We start from the raw sequence: 21,207 nt of genomic DNA on the forward strand, positions 1-21,207 counted from the left end.
CAAAAGTATAAGTGTAGCCTTTATTGATACAAAACGAGTGCTTTATCGGCTTGTGCGGTATTTTTATAGCTAAGCGCTGCTTGCTGAGCAAATTGCTTTTTGTTTTCGATATTCAAGGCTTTATCAAAAACCTTTGCGGCTAACTCATAATCGCCTTGAGCATTAGCTAAACACGCAAGCGAGAGTAATAATGCGTTGTTTGCATCATCTTTTTTCAGGCGCTCTTGAATACTACTTTGAAGCTTTACAGCCTCTGCCGAGGTGGCGTTACTTAATATATTAGCCAGCTGAGCATGTTGCTCATCGTGCTTCACCATTTTAATTAAGTCACTTTCAATCGCACTTAACTGACCCACTTTAGCCATTTGCATTAAATAAGCTGTATTAGCATGAGCTTGTAGCTTTTTAGGAAATTGTTTATATTTTTCAGTGATTTTATCGCTAGCTTGTGCATTAAAATAGGCATTAAACAGTTGTGTCCACTGCGCATCGTTGAGGACTTTTTTACGAAGTAAACGCGGTAAAAAGTCTTCAAGCGCACTAAAGTGCTGTTGCTGTACAAGTATTTCGGCGTATAGCTTAAGCTCAAGTGGTGTCGCTTTTTTTGAATCGCTGTTAGCACGCATTTGTGATTCTATTGCGCTGCTATCGCCACTGGCTATCCAAAGTTTAGCAACGTTAAGTTGCTGCTCTGGGCTAATTTCAAATAAACGCTCTAGTGCTTTGTCAGTTTGGTTATTAGCAAGCGCTGCTTTTGCTAATAACGCTAAGCGTATATCTTCAAACTTACTGGGTACACTATTACCTGATAACGTTTGCTCAACAAGCTCGTAATCATCGTTTATTGCACTCCATAAGGCTTGCTCTATAGCTGCTTGCTTTCGCTCTTCGCTACGCGCAAAAAAACCATGTTTAGTATTATGATAAATCGACACTAAATAGCGCACTAATTTGTAAGTTAAAAACAAAATAGTTGCACTAATTACCGCCATAATACAAAACGATACAATCGTGCCTTCAATCGTGGTGTTGTTAAACGAGATCAGCACATAGCCTTTTTCATCCAGTACAAATGGCGTAACTGCTAAAACTAAAACAATCGCAACAATTAATACTATAAGCCCTATCATTGCGCCCACTCCTTAACCTGCTGCGTACTTTGTAGGTTTACTTCAGGGTTAAAGTTTAATGGCTCTTTTTCTAGGCTAGTTAGTGCGTTTATAACCACTTTTGTCGCCTCGTCATCTTGTTTAAAGTACTCATTAACAAGACGCTTTGCCTCACTTATGGCACTAAAATAAATGCTCGCTTGTTTGCTCATTAATGCATCTTGAGCTTGCGTCACATTTAATTTAATACGTTGATTAATTAAGTGGCGCTCCTGATCGGTTAGCAGTGGCTCTATAGCAACCCCTTCGTGCTGACGAATAGTAATAAAGCTATCAACTAGCTTGTTCCAGCTATTACTTAGGTTTTGCTGCCAATCGCTTACATCTTCACTCAAGGCATTTTTTTCAATTTCTGCTGTTTCTTGCGGTATGTTAACGGCATTAAATGCAAGGTTATCTATGTTTGATAACACACTATTAAGTTTTAAGTAAATGGCTTCTGTTGGGATAGGTTTTAAGCTATCTAGTGTTTGAATGTCTTGTGTTATTGCTTGGCGAACTGCAACAGTACCTGGGTGTTCACTCAATAAGGCATCTAGACGTTTAAGTACAGCGCTGGCACCTTGGTAATCTTTTTCAGCCCACAGTTTAAACTCAGCCATACGTTGTAAGCTTGTTACTTCTTGCGGGTTTAGTGAAGCGCCTTGCTGTTGAGCTTGTTGCAATGCTGCTTTTAATTGTTGCTGGTTACTCTCTGCACTTTCATTAAGCGCAGCAGCCACTTTTTGTTCACTATTGAACAATGCTTGCTGAAGATTAGATTGCGCCGATTTGAGCGCCTGTAACTCTTGTGACAATAACGCGTTTTCTTCTTTTAGTTCATTAACAGCTACATTTTGGGCTTTACCTGCATTGAGTTTTTGGTAAAACTCATACCCCACACCACAGGCAACAATAAGCGAAATGATCAACGCTAATACCGCTAATTTACTTATTTTTTGCTTATCGTTATGTGGTTTACTGTGTGCTTTAGCTGCCTCTTTTTTTTGTGCAGAGGCCGCTGCCTTAGTGGTTGGTGTGTTATCTGCCGTTACTGGCTTTGACTGTTCGCTCATTTTGCTACCTTGCTGTTTTATGCAGGAAAACATAGCGGTATCGCTTGCCCCTGCGGCAATGTGTATATTAGCCGAGCTTACCTGTTGCTGTTGTAAATAAGCGGCTATACGCTCGCTAGCAACATAAAATCGGCACTGTTGTAACCACTGTAACTGTTGTTCAGTCAGGTTATTAAATATTGCATCAACTGCTGCATTACTGGTTATGACTATACCTTGTACTTTCAGGCTTTGCCAGTGGTCTGTCCAGTTGGTTTTTTCAGCGCTTATTGGCTCGCGCTTGTATACCACACAGTTATTTAAAAATGCCCCACGCGCCTTTAAGGTTTTGGCAATATCAGGGCGCCCCGCTTGGCCTTTTACTAATACAATATTACTGCCATCAACCTCAGCTAACGAGTTTAGCGCCAATAACCCTTCAGAATCATGTAGTTTAGGCACTGCTGCGCGCACGCCAAATAACGCGTAAATAGTATCTGCAGTTTGCTGCCCTACTGCGTAAAATTGTGCTTTGGTATTTATTGTTGGCTTTAATTGCGCAAGGGCAGTAACGGCATCTTGAGAGATAAAAATAATTTTATCGGCATTAATTAACGGGCTTAGCTCGGTAGTAGAAGGCGTAAGGTAGGATATTTTTAAAACAGGAAATAATGACGCCTGATAACCCGCTTGCTCAAGTTGCTGAGCAAGGGCTGCGCCTTTTCCTTCGGGCCGAGTTATCAGGATATGTGTCATTTATGCGTCTCTATATACTTCTGCTAATATTTTGTCGGCGCCTTGCGCTAATAACTTTTTAGCTAGCTGCACACCGATAGCTTCTGCATCATTTATATGACCGGTTACTTCGTCATGTAAAATTTCACTACCATCTACTGCGCCCACGAGGCCACGTAAATGCACTTGCTCGCCATCAACTAATGCGTAGGCACCAATTGGTACTTGGCAGCCACCTTCTAAATGGCGATTCATAGCACGCTCTGCATTTACACGAATACGTGTTTGGGTATGCTCAAGCGGGGCCAGTAAGGCTTTTGTTACTTCATCGTCAATACGACATTCAATACCGACAGCACCTTGTCCGTTAGCAGGTAGAGATACCTCAGGCTCAATATAATCAGCAATACGCTCGTCCATTTTTAAACGTAGCAATCCGGCTGCAGCTAAAATAATCGCATCGTACTGGCCATCATCTAGCTTAGCTAAACGAGTATTAACATTACCACGTAAGTCTTTAATGACTAAATCAGGGCGCAAAGCTCTAATTTGGCACTGACGGCGAAGGCTAGAAGTACCAACTACAGCGCCTTGTGGTAATTCGCTTAAATTGGCAAAGTTATTTGATACAAACGCGTCGCGCGGGTCTTCACGCTCACAGATTGTGTGCAGTGCTAAGCCTTCTGGAAATTCTACGGGTACATCTTTCATTGAATGTACTGCTATATCCGCGCGGCCATCTAACATTGCTTGCTCAAGCTCTTTAACAAACAAGCCTTTACCACCAATTTTAGCAAGCGGTGTATCTAAAATAATATCCCCTTGAGTAGACATAGGGACTAATTCTACGCGTACATCAGCATGAAAATGCTCAAGCTGTGCTTTTACAAATTCAGCCTGCCAAAGCGCTAAAGCACTTTTACGGGTCGCAATGCGTACTAACTTTGTTTTTTCTGTCATAGGGGTATCCAAATAGTTACAGCTAATAGCCAAGCTTAATTAGCTAAAATTCTAAATTCTTTTTGAGCAATTAAATTACCTTGCTCATCAACAACATCTACACGCCAGTGGCCTGTTTGTGTATTCATAATATTTTTGGTTGAGTACGTTCTGTAGCGCGGCGAGGTAACATTAAGTGAAATCTCAGCCATGGTTTCACCCTCATAAGACCATACATGCTTTACTTGTTGGCCTTGTAGGTTTTTAAGCTCACTAAAAAACGAAAGTGCCTCTTCAAACTGATTTAAGCGGATATCTGCAGCAAATACATTCGTGGGCTCGCGCTTACTTACTTTGCGAGTAAGCACTGCACGGCTAATTTTACCAGTATCAATTTGTGCGCCTAACGCAACACTGGCAATGTTCGCATTAGATGAAAAGCCTTCACTGCTAGTTAGCGAACCGTCGTCGTTTTCAATATCTGGGAGCTGTCCATTGGGTGATGCGCTTAACTGCGTGCTTGTAAGCGGCTGATTAGCGATAGGCTCAGCGAGTTCAGTATCTGATTGCTTAATAACAGAAACTTGATTGCTTTGAACGTTAGCAATAGGCTCTATATCCGTTTGCTCATTATTGCTTTGCGCTAACGGAGTATTATTAACGCTTTCATCTTCAAGCACCGCTGGCGCAACATCTGCTATATCATTTGTAAGCTCATTTGGGCGCGCTTGCTCGTCATTTACACTGACCGTGGGCTCAACATTATCTGCTGTGTTGTCGCTTAAAGGTGAATACGGCGATTGCTCATTAGGTTGCTCGCCCTGCTCGGCATTTACCGAGCTAGTTAAGCCATACACAACCGCTGCCGAGGTCATTGCTACCAACATAGAAACACTCGCAATACGACGCCAATGCCACTCGTAGCTTACATTAGGTATACTATTTTGTGGTTCGCGTTTTACATTTGCTTTAATAACTATTTTTTGACTCATATTGACCTCAGCGGCTCCAAATTAGCTTAAACGGGCAATTAACCATTGGCGAATAGCTTGCAGTTCTTCTGCGCAAACCTGATGAGCCATAGGGTATTCTTGCCAGCTTACATCCATGTTATGTGCTGTTAATACTTCAAACGCACTTCTACCCGCGCTATGCGGCACTACATTATCTTGGCTACCATGAGCCATAAATACATTTAAATCAGTATGCTTTGCTTCTTGCGCTAGCTTTTCAGGCACGCACATATAAGTAGACAGCGCCATAACACCTGCAAGTTTGTGCTCAAATCGCGGCGCTAAATGTAAAGACACCACGCCCCCTTGCGAAAAGCCCGCCAAAATAATTTTATTGGCAGGTATACCATTTTCAATTTCTTGATTGATCAGGGCTTGCACTTTTTCGGCTGAATCTCTCACGCCTTGTTCATCGGCACGTTTATCTAATTCTATAGATTTAATGTCGTACCACGAGCGCATTTCCATGCCACCATTTATGGTGACCGGTTGAATAGGCGCATGCGGAAAAATAAATCGTATACCAAGCTCGCTAGGTAAGTTAAGTTGCGGAGCAACCGGAGCAAAGCCATCGCCAGAGTCGCCTAAACCATGTAACCAAATAACAGTGGCTTTGTGCTCACCTTGCGCTGGGTATTGTGCAAACTCTAAACTCATAAGCTTGATTGCCACTTAATTTCTTGGCCAGCTTGGCGAGTAGACGCTTGGTTCATAAACTCCCAAAACTCTGCGCCCGAGCGGTTATCAATCCACTGGCCGTCACGCATTTCAAAATGGTGGCCATTAAATTTAGTCGCAACCCACACTTGATGCAAAGGCGCTTGTTTGTTAATTACAATTTTACTTTTATCAGGGAAAATTATTTCTAAAATACCCTCTGCCGATTCGTAGTCTAAATCTGCTTCGCAATCATCAACTTGCTCTTCAATTGTGAACATAAGAGCTTCGGCTAATTGGTGATATTCGTGTTCAGTCATTGTAATTTTCCTTTGCAGGCGAGCTGCCTAATATTGGGTACGGTTTATATACAGCTAGTGTAACAGGAATAAAATCATCCGCGAATAGCTGCATTTTTTAGATATTCTGTTACTCTGCGATTATAAAGCCAGCAACCGTATTAATCTAATGAAAGCGACACATACCTTACAATTAAAACGACTATATATAAGTACTTTACTGCTAAGTGCATTAGCTGGCTGCGGCCAAAGCGGGCCTTTGTATTTACCAGAGCAACAGGCTGAGCAAAACACACCCCCTAATACGGCACAGCCAACGCCCGTAAAAAAAACCAACACCGAGCAAGTGCAGGAGCAATAAATGGATTATTTTAACTATCAAAACAATCAATTATTTGCCGAAGATGTCAGCATTGCCACAATTGCTCAGCACTATGGTACGCCGTGTTATGTGTACTCGCGTGCTACTTTTGAGCGCCATTATTTAGCCTTTGCAAATGCCACTAAAAATCATAAAAGCTTGGTGTGCTACGCAGTTAAAGCTAATTCTAATATTGCAGTATTAAATATATTAGCGCGTTTAGGCTCAGGGTTTGACATAGTGTCTAAAGGTGAGCTGGCGCGTGTAATAAAAGCCGGCGGTGATGCCAGTAAAGTGGTGTTTTCAGGTGTGGCTAAAACCGCCGACGAAATTGCTTATGCACTAAAGTTAGGCATTAAATGCTTTAACGTTGAGTCGGCCTCAGAGCTTGAGCGTATTTCTGAGGTAGCGTGCGAGTTAAATTTAGAAGCCCCTATTTCTATTCGTGTAAACCCTGATATAGATGCTAAAACACACCCGTATATTTCTACCGGTTTAAAAGAAAACAAGTTTGGTATCGATATTCAAACGGCTGTGAGCGTTTATCAGCATGCGGCATCTTTACCAGGTCTAAAAGTAACAGGCGTAGATTGCCACATAGGCTCGCAATTAACTGAGGTTAAACCTTTTTTAGAAGCGCTTGATAAGCTAATGGCATTAATAGATGAGCTTAAAGCAAATGGTATTGAGCTTACTCATTTAGATATTGGCGGCGGATTAGGCGTTCCATACAATGATGAACAGCCACCTCACCCAAGTGAATACGCTGCGCAGGTTACCGAGCGCTTAGCCAATTACAAACACCTTGAACTTATTTTTGAGCCAGGGCGCGCTATAGCCGCTAATGCTGGAATTTTAGTAACGCAGGTTGAATTTATTAAGCAAAACCAGGATAAATTTTTTGCCATTGTCGATGCGGGTATGAACGACATGCTTCGCCCTTCGCTTTATCAGGCATGGCAAAAAATCATTCCTGTATCGGTGCGCGATGACGACACCCCAACACATAACTTTGATATTGTGGGCCCAGTGTGCGAAACCGGCGACTTTTTAGGAAAAGACCGCGAACTAGCCCTTAAACAAGGCGACTTATTGGCGCAGCGAAGTGCTGGTGCCTATGGTTTTACAATGAGTTCAAACTACAACTCTCGCCCACGCGTGGCCGAAATAATGGTAGATGGTGAGCAACACCACCTTATTCGCCAACGCGAAACCATCGAGAGCCTTTATCAAGGTGAGAAAATTTTACCATAAACGTTTTTGTTAAGGCGCTGCTCTGTGGCATGATTAGCGCAGAGCAAACCCGAATTAGAGCGCTATGTTAGTTAATTTTTCCAAAATGCACGGCTTAGGCAACGACTTTGTTGTAATTGATAACATTACACAAAATGTATTTTTGTCTCGCGATCAAATCAAAAAACTGGCTGATCGCCACTTTGGTATTGGCTTTGACCAATTACTTATGGTTGAAGCCCCTTACTCCCCTGATCTCGACTTCCATTACCGTATATTTAATGCCGATGGCAATGAAGTAGAGCAATGCGGAAATGGCGCACGCTGTTTTGCCCGCTTTGTGCGCATGAAAGGCTTAACTAACAAGCACAAAATTAGTGTCTCGACTAAGTCGGGCAACCTCACGCTATACATAGAAAAAGACGGCCAAGTGACGGTAAACATGGGTCATCCTAATTTTGAGCCTGCTAAAATCCCGCTTAAAGCCAGCAAGCGAGAACTTACTTATATAATAAGAGCTCAAGAGCACACTGTATTTAGTGGCGCTGTGTCTATGGGTAATCCGCATTGCGTGTTAGAAGTTGACGATATAGCTACCGCCCAAGTTGAGGTGCTTGGTCCGCTGCTTGAAAACCACGAACGTTTTCCAAATCGTGCCAATATTGGCTTTATGCAGGTGGTCTCGCAAGATCATATTAAACTTAGGGTGTGGGAGCGCGGCGTTAGTGAAACCCTAGCGTGTGGCACGGGTGCCTGCGCAGCAATGGTAATTGGCCACATTCAAAGCAAACTTAACACCACGGTACAAGTTGATTTACCCGGCGGCACTTTACAAGTACGTTGGAGCGGCGAAGGTCACCCTGTCCGCATGACTGGCCCAGCCGAGCATGTATTTGATGGGCAAGTTGCCTTATGAGCGAGCTAACAAAAGAGCAAGTCGCTGAGTATTTGGCGCGCCACCCTGATTTTTTAATAGAGCAGCCTGAGCTACTTGCACAACTTGAGTTACACCACAAAACGCAAGGCGCCACCTCGCTTGTGCATATACAACAGCGCCAATTGCGCGAGCACAATACTCAGTTAAAAAATCAAATACACAGTATGAGCGAACACGCTACGCAAAATGAGCTAGTGTATCGCTTGTTTAGCCAATGCCATCGCCAACTGTGGACAAACTACGACTTTAATACGCTTGCCGCAAATTTGCGCAATATTATTTGTACCAGCCCACACATTAGCGAGTGTAGGTTGGTTAAATACAACAACACTTTAGATGGGCTTATTGAGCACCGCCTTAGCCAATTTGGGCACTACCTAGGACGCGTTAATCAGCAAGAGCGTGAGCTATTATTTTGCGAAAACACGCAGTCTTCTGCTATTTATCTTATTGGTTGCGCTGAAAAACCCGTCGCTATATTGGCCTTTGGCAGCCATGATGAAAACCATTTTGAACCCGCACAAGATAACCTATTCGTGCTTGATTTTGTTCATGCATTGCAACTTAGGCTGTTGGAATTGGCATGAGCGACGAGACGCCTAACACTGAGCAATTAAGTGAGCATTGGCGTACACCCATTCATTTATTTAGTGACTATTTAAAGTACGAAAGACAGTACTCAGAGCACACTGTAAATCAGTATGTTAGTCAACTAAACTTTGCCGCCCTGTATTTTAGTAAATTATGTGATGACTGGTTTGGCGTACAAGGCGAGCATATTCGCCGCTACAGCATGGCGCTTCGTTCAAAGCAATTAAGTGGGCGCACTATTAGTTTAAAATTAAGCTGCATTCGTAGTTTGTATAAATTTTTAAAAGCTAAAAACATCGCTCAGCACGCGCATTATCATAATCCGGCACAAGGCATTAAAGGCCCTAAATTTTCTAAGCCTTTACCTAAAAATCTCGATGTAGATCAGATGGCAAGCCTACTAGAGATTAACGACGACGACCCATTAGCCATACGAGACAAAGCTATGATGGAGCTTATGTATTCCTCCGGGCTGCGCATTAGCGAGTTAGTTGGCACCAACTTACGAGATATAAATGCCGCAAGCGGCGAAATATTAGTCAAAGGTAAAGGTAACAAAGAGCGCCTTATTCCCGTAGGTCGTAAAGCGCTCACAGCGTTAAAAAATTGGCTCAACATACGGGGGCAATTTGCAAAGTCTGACGAAATGGCGGTGTTTTTAAGCAGTAAAAAAAATCGTATTTCGGTTCGCCAAGTTCGCTTACGCATGCAAGAGTGGGGAATAAAACAAGGCATTAGCTCGCAAGTGCACCCCCATAAACTTCGCCACTCGTTTGCCTCTCATATTTTAGAATCATCTGGCGATTTACGCGCTGTGCAAGAATTATTAGGGCACAGTAGTTTATCGGCTACGCAAGTATATACGCATTTAGATTTTCAGCATTTAGCAAAAGTGTACGACAACACTCATCCGCGCGCTAAAAAACAAACCGATTAGGAATGTAATTATGATCCGATTTAATCGTGCTCCTCGCCCTTTTTCAGTTATGAGCTTTGATTTAGACGACACCCTGTATAACAACCACCCTATAATAAAAGCCGCGGTTAAAGCGCAGCAAGATTATTTAAACGCGCTACCCAGCTACTTACAACAAGGCCCAAAATACTGGCAACAATGCCGCAACGAGGCTGTATTACAGTTACCAGAGCTTGCTGATAATGTAACTAAATGGCGCCAACATACGCTACGCTTAGCCCTTTCAAAGCTAGATTTAAATGAGCAAGAGGTAGAGCATCATGCCGATGCTGCCTATAACGCCTTTGCCGATGCGCGCAGTAAAATAGTGGTAACTGACGACGTACTAAAGCTGCTAGATAACTTAGCCCAGCACTTTACGCTGGTTGCAATAACCAATGGCAATGTTGAAATTGAGCGCTTTAACTTACGCGATAAATTTGCGCTAGTATTGCAAGCTGGTATGCACGGTAAAGCCAAACCCCACGGTACACTGTTTGATAAAGCCGCCGCGCACTTAAACGTGGCTAAAAGTGAAATTTTACATATTGGCGATAGCCTAGATACCGACGTACAAGGCGCTAATAATGCAGGCTGCCAATCGGTTTGGTTAAACGACCAAGGCGCGGCTTATCACTACAAAGGCCTTGCCGATGTTGAAATTGCGAATATTCATGCCTTAGCGCACTTTATCAAATAGCCTAAATAGAACGAAGAGGTTGCAATGAGCCATTATACCAAGCTAATTACCTTGCTATTAATAGGCTCGCTTAGCCTAAACGCTTACTTATTGTGGCCACAAGAAAAGCCTGTAGTTGGCACACAAAAAATCCACAGCGGCGAGAGCATCAAAGCGCCAAAAAGTAACCTGCTCAGCCAAGCTCAACAGCAATTTACACAACACAAATTTGATGATGCTGTAAATACATATCAGCAACTAAATCTAAGCGCTCCAAAAAAAGCACATACTTTATACGCTTCGTGGGTAGCACAACTAAAGCAATGGCTAAACACAAACCTACCGCTTAGCCAGTCATTGTTAAATGCACTTTTAAATAAAGACCCTTACAATACCGAGTTACTCACTTTACACGTTGATTACCTAGTAAAAAGCGGGCAACGGCAAAACGCAATTATTGCGCTATTTGAGCTCTACCCATTATTAAATAAGCACCAACAAGACCCTGTAGATAAGCGCCTTGTGCATTTAACGACTAACGAACTGCATAGTTTGAGTGAGCAGCAAAATTGGCAAACAATTATTGAACAAACTCAAATTTGGCTCGACTATCAAAACGACAATAGCCATTTTTTATACGCACTCGCTCATGCTTATTATCAACTAGAGGACTTTATTAGCGCCTTAACAACTATTGAGCGCATGCCATCAAATCACCCACTACAAGCCGAAGTAACTGCCTTACACGCAATGATAGAGAAAGCTCAATCGCAAGATGACTTTATTGCGCTTACCCCCTACGGCGCACATTACTTAATTAGCACCGAGCTAAATAGCTCAATTCAAACAGAGCTAATGATAGATACCGGCGCAAGTATTACTTCTCTTCCGAGTGACGTGCTTAACCAACTTTCACCCAGACCACTGTATTTAGGCGATGTAACCGTAAACACGGCGAATGGGCAAATTAGAGTAAAACGCTACCAAATTGAGTCGTTTAAAGTAGGGATGCAAACTATTTACGGTTTTGAAGTGCTCAGTATTGAAAACACCCGCGGCCAAGGTTTGTTAGGAATGAACTTTTTATCTAGATTTAAATTTAATATAAATCAACAAACAGATGAGTTAGAGTTGAGTGCTAAATAAACAAAAAATAATAAAAGGAAGTTTATGCGTACTCTACTATTTACACTACTTTGTTTTTGGCAATGTACTGCTCAGGCAACAAATTATTTTGTAAAAGACAAAAGTTGTGAGGCTATTTCACCCGAAATAGAAATAAGCCTTAGCGCTACACTGAGAGATTTAGATAACCATCAAAGAAAAAGACAAAACCTTAGACAAAAAGCGCTGAATAAGTATAGCGAACAGTACAATCAACAGCATGAGCAACTATATGTAGAGGAACGCTTTACTACAAATAGCAGCCACGCTGCTGAAACTCCTACAATAAGCAGAGCCCAAAAAAAATTACACTACCTTATTAAGCTCACCCCCTCAAAAAACTGCAATCAACAAGTCGCTATGACTAGCGAGCTATTTATTTCTGGAATGCACAAGCACAGCCTCTCAAATACCATTGAGGGGAATGCAATTGATGTCACTTTAGACATAAACAATTCCCCTAAGTTTACTCAATTTAACAACCCCCTCATCACCCCCACTAACTTTTTTGGACTCCAATTTGGCAGTAGCTATGAGCAGGTATTAGCGTCTCTCGGACTTGCTAGTTTATCGCTAAGCGATAACAATAACGCAATACTTGTATATGGAAGAAATCATGCTTTTCACTTTAAAAACAATGTATTTATAGGTTATCAGTTCCATGAAACGCTACTACCTATGGTGATAAATAATGAGCTTTCTTTGGCAAATGAAAAATTACAAATAAGCACCGGTACAGATCAGGCTATTTTCTTAGATACAGATTTAACCCAACCAGCAATTAATAAATTAAAAAACAGTTTTGATGAAGTGGAAACCGCATCTTATAAAGTATCCATTAACAAGTCAGAGCAAAGAGTTGTTGGTATATCGCACGGTGAATTAGTTGAACATATAAAGAGCAACACTCAATGCTATAACGGCACAATATTGGCCGATGAATACTTAAAAAAACACAAAAATAGTAAAACGCTTAAAGTAGTTAATGAAAATCATGACAATATAATCATTACTCCTTGTTATGAGTTTATATATGAAGGCAACGGCTACATTTCTAAATTAAAGCTTGTGGAGCCCTTTTCAACCGCTAAAATTAAGCTCGCTGCATTAGCTGGCTATATTAACCAAAGTACACAGTGGAACTTATCAGGCGTAAAATACAACGACCCTGTTGCAAGCCTTGCTAAGTTAGGCGATTACGACGAGTTCTTTGACTCAGCAGAATTTACTTCTCAACACTGGGATGGTTATTTTTATATTTATGACGGAAAGCTTTTAAGTGCAGAGCTTACAAGCAACGACTATTAATTTTTCTCTTTGAATCTTCTGTTAGAAAAGGACAAACATGTTATTAAACGATTTTTTGCAGCAACTTGCAGACAACCCTAAAAGCATACAATTTAGCGATACCATGGCGGTAATAGAAGCTAATTACGATTTTACCGCGTGTGGATTTAATAACCACGGCTTACTTAGCTCTGCAAGCGAGAACAATGGCTCGTGTAAAATTTTTGCGTTTGCTAAATTAAACGATTTAAGCAAGCAAAATACATTGGATTGTTTTGGTAAGTTTTACCGCGAAGACGTACTACAAAACCCTAAAGGCGATGATCACATGAACATTCGCACGTTTATGTTAGCGCCAGAAGCGACTCCATTTTTAGGCCTGAGCTTTGATGGTGAGCCACTAAAAGAGAAATAACACTAAGCTACTAAATTAAAGCGTTTTTTCCATAAAGTAACGCGTACCAGATCGCGGATAGTTGTTAAGCTGATACTTAACCACGTATCCGCGCTTTTCATAAAAAGGCTTGGCCTGAAAATCGAGTGTATCAAGCTGAGCGGTCGTTGCACCTAGTTCAGCAGCTGATTGTTCAAGTGCCGTTAGTAACTTATCTGCAAGCCCTTGAGCTCGCGCTACATCGCTACACCAAAGCCAACTAATCATCAGCCAATTTCCAAACACACACCCACTAATACCTGCAACAAGCTCACCTTGCTCATCAACAAGTTTATAGCCTAATGGCACTCTTTGCGCATCAAAGTGCTGTGCGTTAAATTCAACTATTTTAGTGCGAAGCGCTGAGTTTAACGCATCGGTATTATCTGCTTTTAATTGATACATGTACCGCCCTTAAATAAGCAGATACTAGCAAACAAACTTAATTAAAAAAGGTTATTTTTTCCATAAGGTACTTCTAGCAAATTGCTGCTTGTTTTTTCGGGTTGGCCGCACATTTCATCGTAAGCGCTAGTATGGCGCAGTACCATTTCGGCGTAGGCTATTTTTTCAAAACGTTTTTGAATATGCAGCGGGCTGAGCGCTTTAACAAACTCGCCATTTTCTTCAGTAACGTAATACTCTACGTTATTTATAATGACAGACACTTGATAGAGCGCCATTTCAAGGGAGTGCGCGACCACTTTTTGTAATGGTTCGTGCTTTTTTAACTCAGAAAATTTCATACCCATAACAATCGCCTTTTAATAAAAAGTAACTTTATAGATACGCACCTTTGCTATAATCGCGATCAAATTATTACATCACTGCCTTTTAAGCTTATGAGCAATAAAATTCGACTCGCTAAATACATTGCTCACGCTGGTGTGTGCTCACGAAAACAAGCATCACGCTTAATAGATGATGGGAGAGTAACGGTAAATAATCGCCCTGCTAATCATATTGATCACGTTAATGAGCAAGACGACGTAATAGTTAATGACCAAGCAGTTAAAGGGGCTGCCGATTTGGTTTATTTTGCGTACCATAAGCCTGTAGGTATTGACTGCAAATTAAATGAAAATGACCCTACGAGCCTTATTCACCATTTACCTACCCTCACTCGGGTTTACCCCATTGGCCGATTAGATAAAGACTCTCGGGGCTTACTTATTTTGACCAACGACGGAGATTTTTGTAATCAACTTATTCACCCTGACTTCCACCAGCCGAAACATTATTTAGTCACGGTAGATAAACCTATTAATAACGCGTTTTGCGAAAAAATGGCCGCAGGAATCCCCGTCGATAAACAAGTAACCTTACCGTGTGAAGTAACAAAAATAGCTGACAACCAGTTTAGTATTATTTTAAAGCAAGGGCTTAACAGACAAATACGTAAAATGGCGCATTACTGCGGCTTTAAAGTAATTGATTTATTTAGAGTGCAATTTAGCGAACTTGCTCTTTCAAAACTAAACCTCCCTGAAAACCACTACATACAAATTAATAAAACTGATATTTCAAAAATCTAACCTTCGTTTAAATAGCGCACAAAAAAGTTAAAAAATAACCTTGCAAAAATAGATTACAGGTGTAGTCTTAAATTAAAGATTACATTTGTAGGCAATAAAATGATTGAGTTATCAAAAGCAGAATTCGACGTGCTTGATGCGCTTTGGATTAATTACCCAGCAACCGCCAGCCAAATTATTGAGCGCTTAAGCGATGACAAACAATGGCACGAAAAAACTATTAAAACCCTACTGGGTCGATTAGTTAAAAAAGGCGCACTGACCTTTGAAAAAGACGGCCGTCAATATATTTATACTCCTTGTATGGAGCGCGCCGACTACACATTAAAAGAAAGCAAAAACTTTATTGAGCGTTTTTTTAGTGGCCGTATAGCGCCGCTGGTAAGCGGGTTTGCTAAATCAGAGCAGCTTTCGCAACAAGATATAAACGAGTTAAAAAAGGTCATTGATGACTGGGAAAAAAACCAAAAGTAAGGAGTGGCTATGGATATTCAAACCCTGTTTAACTGGTTACTAGAGCAGCAATTATTACTCAGCATAATGCTTGGCGGGTTTATTATATGTGAGCGTTTTAGTTTAAGGCTGCTTGGCCCAGGCTTTGTGTATAAATTAGTATGCCTAATCCCCGTATCGTTACTGGTTGCCAACTTACCAAGTAACATTAAGCCACTGCAAAATAGCGCCATTAGCCATTATTTAATAACGCCTAACCAGCCCCTTATTAATAACTTAGGCCTAAATTGGGCCGTGCTTTATGTAGTGGTTAGCCTAGTGCTGTTTAGCGTAGCGTTTGTTGTGCATATTCGCTTTATAAAAAACCTGCAGCTCAATTATTTAATTAATAGCGAACACACTCTAACCTCACACATTAAAACCTATACCAGTAACCATATTGCATCGCCAATGGTGGTAGGTATTTTGCAAAGTAAGCTCATACTGCCTAGTAATTACAAAACCCAGTTTGATAAAGCCACTTTGGCACTTATTTTAGAGCATGAGGCTGTGCACATAAAACGCAAAGATAACCTAATAAATGCCCTGCTGTTACTGTCTACTATTTTAATGTGGTTTAACCCGCTCGCGTGGATGGCTTACGCAAGCTTTAGACGCTTGCAGGAACTAACTTGTGATCAGCAGGTACTTGCCAATAAAACCACACACCAACACATTTTATACAGCAAAGCCTTAGTTAACTGCGCGGCAGCAACGCCCGCAGGCCTAATGGCTTATTCACACTACGGAGATAAAAAAACCATGTTACAACGACTTACCAATATAAAGCACAGTGGCAATCACTCTCGCCTTGCCAAAGGTGGCTTACTGCTAATAGCAACAAGCATGCTTAGCGGTTTAGCCATTGCAAAACAGCCCCAAACTGAAATAACGAAAGAGGATCATATTTCACCAACAATACGCATTGAACCTGTCTACCCAGCCCAAGCCGCTAAGCAAGGCATTAGCGGCTCGGTTGTATTAAAGTACGATATAGCCGCCAATGGCAGAACAAAAAACATTAGTGTCATTCAATCTAAGCCGTCAGACGTTTTTGATAAATCAGCTAAAGAAGCGCTGGCAAAGTGGGAGTATAAAATCTCTGAGGCAGGCTTTAATGATGTACTTGTACAGCTCGATTTTGCTATAAACAGCGAGGTTGCTAATACCGATTTAATAGAGCGAATTAAAGTATCGCATTAAGGCTAATGAGTAATGCAAGAGCACAAAGCAAGCGCCCTTTTAGGCCGCTTGCTTTGTGGTTTTAACAATAAAATTAAATACTCACTACAATCATGGCAATGGCAGTGCCTAAGCCAATAAACCATACAAGCGAACGGATAATATCTAAGTTCAACCAATAAAAAATACAATACAAAGTACGCGAAACTATATGAGTAACCGCCAAGGTTTCGGTTACTGCGTTTACCGAGCTAGTACCCAATACCACCGCAATAGCAACGGCAAACACTGCAAGTGATTCAAAACAATTTTGATGAGCAGCGAGCGCCCGCGCACCAAAACCCGTTAATTTTGCTTGTTGGGAACGCGGGTGTTTATTATCGTATTGGCCAAGCTTTGCCATAGCAATGGCCACTGGTATTTTTGCAAAATAAGGCATTAATACAGCAAGTAATGCGCATACTACTAATGTTGTCATAATTTATTCTCTTATTTTAAAACCTAGTTATTTAACCAATACATATAACACACATACACAAAAAAGCCGCCCAAACGTTTTTAACATACGCGGGCGGCTAAACAATAACATCATACTTACTATAGCTAAGTTTACCTATAAAGCAGTGCGGCATAATGTCGCAGGTGATGAATATTCAACATCACGCTTAATGCATCGCATTAATAACTAAAGATTGTTAACGTAAAGACCTTATTTTTAATCGACGAATACCATGACTTGGATCTTTTTCACATTTTTAGCCGCCTTTATGCAAGCATGGCGAAATGCCCTACAAAGTAAATTAAGTACACATGCAAGTGTGGCAGGGGTTACCCTTTCGCGTTTTATTTTAGCGGGCCCCATTGCTGCAATGTATTTGTATGGTCTTTATCAATATAAAGATACCGCCATGCCTACATTTAATAATGCCTTTTGGGGATTTATTATTGGCGCAAGCGTTATGCAAATACTCGCCACGGGTTTAATGGTAAAGCTGTTTAAAATGAACAATTACGCCATAGGTGCAGGCCTTGCTAAAAGTGAGGCGTTAGTCGCGGCTATTTTAGGGGTGTTGTTTTTTGGTTCTGCGCTTAGCCTGCTTGGTTGGCTTGGGGTATTTTTAGGCGCTATTGCGGTGCTTTTACTTAGCGGTATAACCAACGTAAAACGCTTTGATGCTAAAACTGCATTACTTGGCCTTGCCTGTGGTACCAGCTTTGCCCTTACATCGCTGTGGGTACGCGAAGCAAGTTTAAATTCAGGGTTATTGTTTCCACACTCAGCTGCATGGGTTTTACTGTTTGTAATAAGTCTACAAACACTTATATTACTTGGCTATTTATTACTTAAAGAGCCACAAACTCTTAGTAAACTTTGGCAATATAAAGGCATTACAACAGCAATTAGTATTTTTAGTTGTGTAGGCTCTATTGGCTGGTTTAGCGCAATGAGTTTACAGCACGTAGCATATGTTAAAACGCTTGGTCAGGTAGAGGTATTTTTTACCATGCTAATTGCTGTACTTTGGCTCAAACAGCCACTTAAAAAGCAAGATACCGCGGGCTTAATACTTATAGCCATTGCCGCTATTTTAGTAATGCTGCCAAATTGAGAACATAAAAAAACGCAGGCTTTTAAACCTGCGCTACTATAGGCTGCTTATAACGTTTAAAGCGAGTATTAAGCGCTCTTTTTAAGAGCTAATTTTTAGCGTTATCACACCGCAAATAATCATGAGTACACCAGCAATACGGCCAAACGTGGCTGCATCACCGTAAAGTAATATACCCACTAAAAACGTACCCGCAGCACCTATTCCGGTCCATACAGCGTAGGACGTCCCCATTGATATTTGCTTTTGTGCAAGCCACAGCATAAAACCACTGGCTGCTAAAAACGCAACAGCCATTGCAACCCCCTGCCAGCGAGTGTCGGGTTGTTGTGAAATTTTTAAACCAATTGGCCAGCCTATTTCAAGTAGGCCTGCTATGATTAAATAAACCCATGCCATTAAACATCTCTCTTCTTCAAAATTACGTCGTATAAATCTTCGCGGCGATCTTTTAAATTGCGCACCGTACCTTCGCTATGAAGAATTTTTAGTTTATCCATATCAAGGTCGCTAAATAGTAACATTTCGGTATTAGGTGTGGCTTCATTTAATGTTGCATCGTGTGGGAACGAAAAGTCAGATGGCGTTAGCACAGCTGATTGCGAGTACTGTACGTCTAAGCTTTCTACTTCAGGTAAGTTACCCACTGAGCCTGCAATAACCACATAACATTCGTTTTCGATTGCGCGCGCTTGTGCACAGTGACGTACCCGTAAATAACTATTTTTAGTGTCGGTCCAAAACGGCACAAAGAGTATATCAAGCCCTTGTTTTGCTAATATGCGCGAAAGCTCAGGGAACTCTACATCGTAACAAATTTGAATACCTACACGCCCAGCATCGGTATCAAACACGGCAATTTTGTCACCGCCTTGAATCACCCAGTCATTTTGTTCATGCGGGGTTATGTGTATTTTGCGCTGCTCGTCTATTTTACCGCTACGGTGGCATAAGTAACTTACGTTATAAATTTTATCGTCTTCGGCAAGTGGCATAGAACCGGTAATAATATTGGCGTTATATTCTATCGCCATACGCGACATCGCATCACGGAATGTCTCTGTATATTCTGCTAAATAGCGAATTGCCTCAGTTTGATTACTTTGTTCAGTAAGCCCCATTAGTGGCGCATTAAAAAACTCAGGGAATAAAATAAAGTCACTTTTATAATCAGATACTGTATCAACGAAGTATTCTACTTGTTTAAGTAGCTCTTCAACCGACTCAACACAACGCATTTGCCATTGCACCGCGCCTACCCGCACAATCGATTTAGTCGATTCGAGTACCGTATCGGTTGGTTCGTACATTATGTTATTCCACTCAAGTAACGTGGCGTAACCTACTGACTCTTGATCCTCTGGCAGGTATTTTTTAAGTAACCGCTTTACCTGAAAATCGTTAGAAAGCTGAAAACTTAAAATTGGGTCGTAAAGCTCTTTTTGGTCAACCTTTTCAATGTATTCCATTGGCGTCATTTCACTGCTGTGATTGTAATAACGTGGAATACGCCCACCGGCTAAAATAGCGCGTAAGTTATATTGGCGGCACAATTCTTTACGAGCATCGTATAATCTACGCCCTAAGCGCATGCCTCGGTGGGTTTCGCTAATTGCCACATCTAAACCGTATAGCGCATCACCATCGGAGTCACTAAATACACGGTCGTGGCCATCAGCTATATCTTCGTACGTATGCGGATTTGAAAAACGCGCGTAGTCTACTTGCACGCTTAGTGCTAAGCCCACCAGCACGCCATCATCTACAATGCCTATTTGCCCTTCAGGAAACTGATCTATCAATCTAAAAATAGTATGGCTTGGCCACGCGCCACCTAAATCAGGATAAGCCTGATCCATTAAGGTTTTAATTTGCGGATACTGCTCTTTTGTTAGATTACAAATTTCTAGGTGGGTTTTTTCTGCCGACATACACAACTCCTTTGGGCATAATAAAATAAAAGCCGAATGTAGCTTAAAGTACACTCAGCTTTGTATCATGTTTTTTACGTTACGCGTACTATTTTAAGCTGCGATAAAAAAGTGTAGTCACTTTCTCTTTTGGCAACCAGCCTGCGTATTCAAGGCCAAGCTCTGCCAATGGATCAGCTTTTAGTACCTCCTCTAAGCTTGCGTTATTTTGCATTGCTTTTAGCATTAAATCTTTGGCTTTTTTAACAAGTTTAGCATACGTTTCCAGCCCTGAACGGTCACTTACCGGCCCATGCCCGGGTATCACTATGGTGCGCTCATCTATTTGCTTAATAACGTCATTTACGGCCTCTAGTATTCCGTCAACACTGCCGCCGCTATCTACATCAACAAACGGCAAGCTGCCAAAGTTAAAGTAAATATCGCCCATGTGCACTATGTTATCGTTATTAAAAAATATCACCGAATCACCGTCGGTATGTGCATGGGCGTAGTGCACTACATGGGCGTGTTCGTTATTAAAATGCAGTTTTAAATCGTGGCCAAAGCTAATGCGTGGCAGGTAATCTGAGTTTGCACCGTGTTTTTCTTCTAATCGCTTATGTACGTTATCGTGCGCAATGACATGCGCACCGGCTTTGGCAAAGTTTTCGTTGCCGCCAGTGTGGTCGCCATGATGATGCGTATTAATTACAAACTCTGCACTACCGGGTTTTAAATCGCTAATGGTTTTTTTAATGTCGTCTGAAAGCTTAGCAAATTGGTCATCAATAATGTAAATGCCATCTTCCCCTACACTTGCGGCAATGTTACCGCCTTGGCCAAACAGTACATACACACTGTCGCTTAGTTTTTCTGCCGTTACCGGATTTTCATCAGCATGTGTTGCACTGCTAAGTAATAAGCCTGTTATTAATGCGGGTAGTATTTTTTTCATTTTAGTTCTCTGTTGATTTATTAATGATTATATA

At 41.4% G+C, this 21,207-nt stretch carries 25 protein-coding genes; 13 read left to right on the plus strand and 12 right to left on the minus strand.

Annotated features, from left to right (window positions below; translation table 11 throughout):
* Window positions 1-20 precede the first annotated feature (20 nt).
* From NQT65_RS18085 to cyaY, 6 genes are read right to left on the minus strand one after another with little or no spacing between them, the layout of a single operon-like run.
* The gene (locus NQT65_RS18085; RefSeq protein ID WP_256851704.1) at window positions 21-1,130 is read right to left on the minus strand and encodes a heme biosynthesis HemY N-terminal domain-containing protein; all 1,110 of its coding nucleotides are present in this window, start codon (window positions 1,128-1,130) and stop codon (window positions 21-23) included.
* Window positions 1,127-2,959, minus strand: coding sequence for a uroporphyrinogen-III synthase (locus NQT65_RS18090; protein ID WP_256851705.1), 1,833 nt, complete (start codon window positions 2,957-2,959; stop codon window positions 1,127-1,129). Before NQT65_RS18090 ends, NQT65_RS18085 begins: the two co-directional genes overlap by 4 nt.
* Window positions 2,960-3,898 carry a hydroxymethylbilane synthase gene (gene hemC, locus NQT65_RS18095; protein ID WP_029773745.1) on the minus strand — a complete coding sequence of 313 codons (939 nt, stop codon included), beginning with the start codon at window positions 3,896-3,898 and terminating at the stop codon, window positions 2,960-2,962.
* Between the two features lie 35 nt (window positions 3,899-3,933).
* Window positions 3,934-4,869, minus strand: coding sequence for a DUF2914 domain-containing protein (locus tag NQT65_RS18100; RefSeq protein WP_256851706.1), 936 nt, complete (start codon window positions 4,867-4,869; stop codon window positions 3,934-3,936).
* A gap of 21 nt (window positions 4,870-4,890) precedes the next feature.
* Window positions 4,891-5,547, minus strand: a complete 657-nt coding sequence (locus NQT65_RS18105) for an alpha/beta hydrolase (RefSeq protein WP_004588976.1) — start codon at window positions 5,545-5,547, stop codon at window positions 4,891-4,893.
* Window positions 5,544-5,867 carry an iron donor protein CyaY gene (gene cyaY, locus NQT65_RS18110; protein ID WP_004588977.1) on the minus strand — a complete coding sequence of 108 codons (324 nt, stop codon included), beginning with the start codon at window positions 5,865-5,867 and terminating at the stop codon, window positions 5,544-5,546. The genes NQT65_RS18105 and cyaY overlap by 4 nt, the downstream gene beginning before the upstream one ends.
* 148 nt (window positions 5,868-6,015) lie before the next feature.
* On the opposite strand from cyaY, the gene lptM reads away from it, so the two are divergent.
* From lptM to NQT65_RS18155, 9 genes are all read left to right on the plus strand, one after another.
* Window positions 6,016-6,207, plus strand: coding sequence for an LPS translocon maturation chaperone LptM (gene lptM / locus NQT65_RS18115; protein WP_004588978.1), 192 nt, complete (start codon window positions 6,016-6,018; stop codon window positions 6,205-6,207).
* Entirely contained in the window at window positions 6,208-7,461 is a 1,254-nt protein-coding gene (lysA, locus tag NQT65_RS18120; RefSeq protein ID WP_029773748.1) for a diaminopimelate decarboxylase, read from the plus strand.
* A gap of 64 nt (window positions 7,462-7,525) precedes the next feature.
* Complete coding sequence (gene dapF, locus NQT65_RS18125) at window positions 7,526-8,356, plus strand: diaminopimelate epimerase (RefSeq protein WP_004588980.1); 831 nt, start codon at window positions 7,526-7,528, stop codon at window positions 8,354-8,356.
* Window positions 8,353-8,964, plus strand: coding sequence for a DUF484 family protein (locus tag NQT65_RS18130; RefSeq protein WP_024032071.1), 612 nt, complete (start codon window positions 8,353-8,355; stop codon window positions 8,962-8,964). The genes dapF and NQT65_RS18130 overlap by 4 nt, the downstream gene beginning before the upstream one ends.
* Window positions 8,961-9,905: a tyrosine recombinase XerC gene (locus NQT65_RS18135; protein WP_256851707.1), complete on the plus strand. Its 945-nt coding sequence runs from the start codon at window positions 8,961-8,963 to the stop codon at window positions 9,903-9,905. The genes NQT65_RS18130 and NQT65_RS18135 overlap by 4 nt, the downstream gene beginning before the upstream one ends.
* Before the next feature lie 10 nt (window positions 9,906-9,915).
* Window positions 9,916-10,623, plus strand: coding sequence for an HAD-IA family hydrolase (locus NQT65_RS18140; RefSeq protein ID WP_004588983.1), 708 nt, complete (start codon window positions 9,916-9,918; stop codon window positions 10,621-10,623).
* A gap of 24 nt (window positions 10,624-10,647) precedes the next feature.
* Window positions 10,648-11,748 (plus strand): retropepsin-like aspartic protease, encoded by a 1,101-nt coding sequence (locus NQT65_RS18145; RefSeq protein ID WP_256851708.1) that lies wholly within the window; start codon window positions 10,648-10,650, stop codon window positions 11,746-11,748.
* Between the two features lie 24 nt (window positions 11,749-11,772).
* Entirely contained in the window at window positions 11,773-13,074 is a 1,302-nt protein-coding gene (locus NQT65_RS18150) for a hypothetical protein (RefSeq protein ID WP_126005463.1), read from the plus strand.
* Between the two features lie 37 nt (window positions 13,075-13,111).
* Window positions 13,112-13,468, plus strand: coding sequence for a HopJ type III effector protein (locus tag NQT65_RS18155; protein WP_029773753.1), 357 nt, complete (start codon window positions 13,112-13,114; stop codon window positions 13,466-13,468).
* Window positions 13,469-13,483: 15 nt separating this feature from the next.
* Here the strand turns inward: NQT65_RS18155 and NQT65_RS18160 are convergent, their stop codons facing one another.
* Window positions 13,484-13,891 carry a GNAT family N-acetyltransferase gene (locus NQT65_RS18160; protein WP_256851709.1) on the minus strand — a complete coding sequence of 136 codons (408 nt, stop codon included), beginning with the start codon at window positions 13,889-13,891 and terminating at the stop codon, window positions 13,484-13,486.
* A gap of 41 nt (window positions 13,892-13,932) precedes the next feature.
* Window positions 13,933-14,238 (minus strand): DUF6482 family protein, encoded by a 306-nt coding sequence (locus tag NQT65_RS18165; protein ID WP_004588987.1) that lies wholly within the window; start codon window positions 14,236-14,238, stop codon window positions 13,933-13,935.
* A gap of 90 nt (window positions 14,239-14,328) precedes the next feature.
* Between NQT65_RS18165 and NQT65_RS18170 the strand changes: the two genes are divergently transcribed.
* From NQT65_RS18170 to NQT65_RS18180, 3 genes are all read left to right on the plus strand, one after another.
* The gene (locus NQT65_RS18170) at window positions 14,329-15,021 is read left to right on the plus strand and encodes a pseudouridine synthase (protein ID WP_256851710.1); all 693 of its coding nucleotides are present in this window, start codon (window positions 14,329-14,331) and stop codon (window positions 15,019-15,021) included.
* Window positions 15,022-15,120: 99 nt separating this feature from the next.
* Window positions 15,121-15,495: a BlaI/MecI/CopY family transcriptional regulator gene (locus NQT65_RS18175; protein ID WP_004588989.1), complete on the plus strand. Its 375-nt coding sequence runs from the start codon at window positions 15,121-15,123 to the stop codon at window positions 15,493-15,495.
* 9 nt (window positions 15,496-15,504) lie between these two features.
* Complete coding sequence (locus tag NQT65_RS18180; protein ID WP_256851711.1) at window positions 15,505-16,716, plus strand: M56 family metallopeptidase; 1,212 nt, start codon at window positions 15,505-15,507, stop codon at window positions 16,714-16,716.
* 73 nt (window positions 16,717-16,789) lie between these two features.
* Here NQT65_RS18180 and NQT65_RS18185 read toward each other — a convergent pair whose 3' ends face one another.
* Window positions 16,790-17,173: an MAPEG family protein gene (locus NQT65_RS18185; protein WP_256851712.1), complete on the minus strand. Its 384-nt coding sequence runs from the start codon at window positions 17,171-17,173 to the stop codon at window positions 16,790-16,792.
* Window positions 17,174-17,426: 253 nt separating this feature from the next.
* On the opposite strand from NQT65_RS18185, the gene NQT65_RS18190 reads away from it, so the two are divergent.
* Window positions 17,427-18,305: an EamA family transporter gene (locus tag NQT65_RS18190; protein ID WP_256851713.1), complete on the plus strand. Its 879-nt coding sequence runs from the start codon at window positions 17,427-17,429 to the stop codon at window positions 18,303-18,305.
* An 81-nt stretch (window positions 18,306-18,386) separates the two neighbouring features.
* Here the strand turns inward: NQT65_RS18190 and NQT65_RS18195 are convergent, their stop codons facing one another.
* The 3 genes from NQT65_RS18195 to NQT65_RS18205 form a co-directional block, all read right to left on the minus strand.
* The gene (locus tag NQT65_RS18195; RefSeq protein ID WP_256851714.1) at window positions 18,387-18,704 is read right to left on the minus strand and encodes a DMT family transporter; all 318 of its coding nucleotides are present in this window, start codon (window positions 18,702-18,704) and stop codon (window positions 18,387-18,389) included.
* On the minus strand, window positions 18,704-20,236 hold the full coding sequence (locus NQT65_RS18200) for a bifunctional GNAT family N-acetyltransferase/carbon-nitrogen hydrolase family protein (protein WP_256851715.1): 1,533 nt from the start codon (window positions 20,234-20,236) through the stop codon (window positions 18,704-18,706). The genes NQT65_RS18195 and NQT65_RS18200 overlap by 1 nt, the downstream gene beginning before the upstream one ends.
* An 88-nt stretch (window positions 20,237-20,324) precedes the next feature.
* A complete protein-coding gene (locus NQT65_RS18205) occupies window positions 20,325-21,173 on the minus strand; it encodes an MBL fold metallo-hydrolase (protein WP_256851716.1) in 849 nt (282 codons plus the stop codon).
* Between the last annotated feature and the right edge of the window lie 34 nt (window positions 21,174-21,207).

It is taken from the genome of Pseudoalteromonas agarivorans (genome assembly GCF_024518735.1).
Taxonomy (GTDB): Bacteria; Pseudomonadota; Gammaproteobacteria; order Enterobacterales; family Alteromonadaceae; genus Pseudoalteromonas; species Pseudoalteromonas atlantica.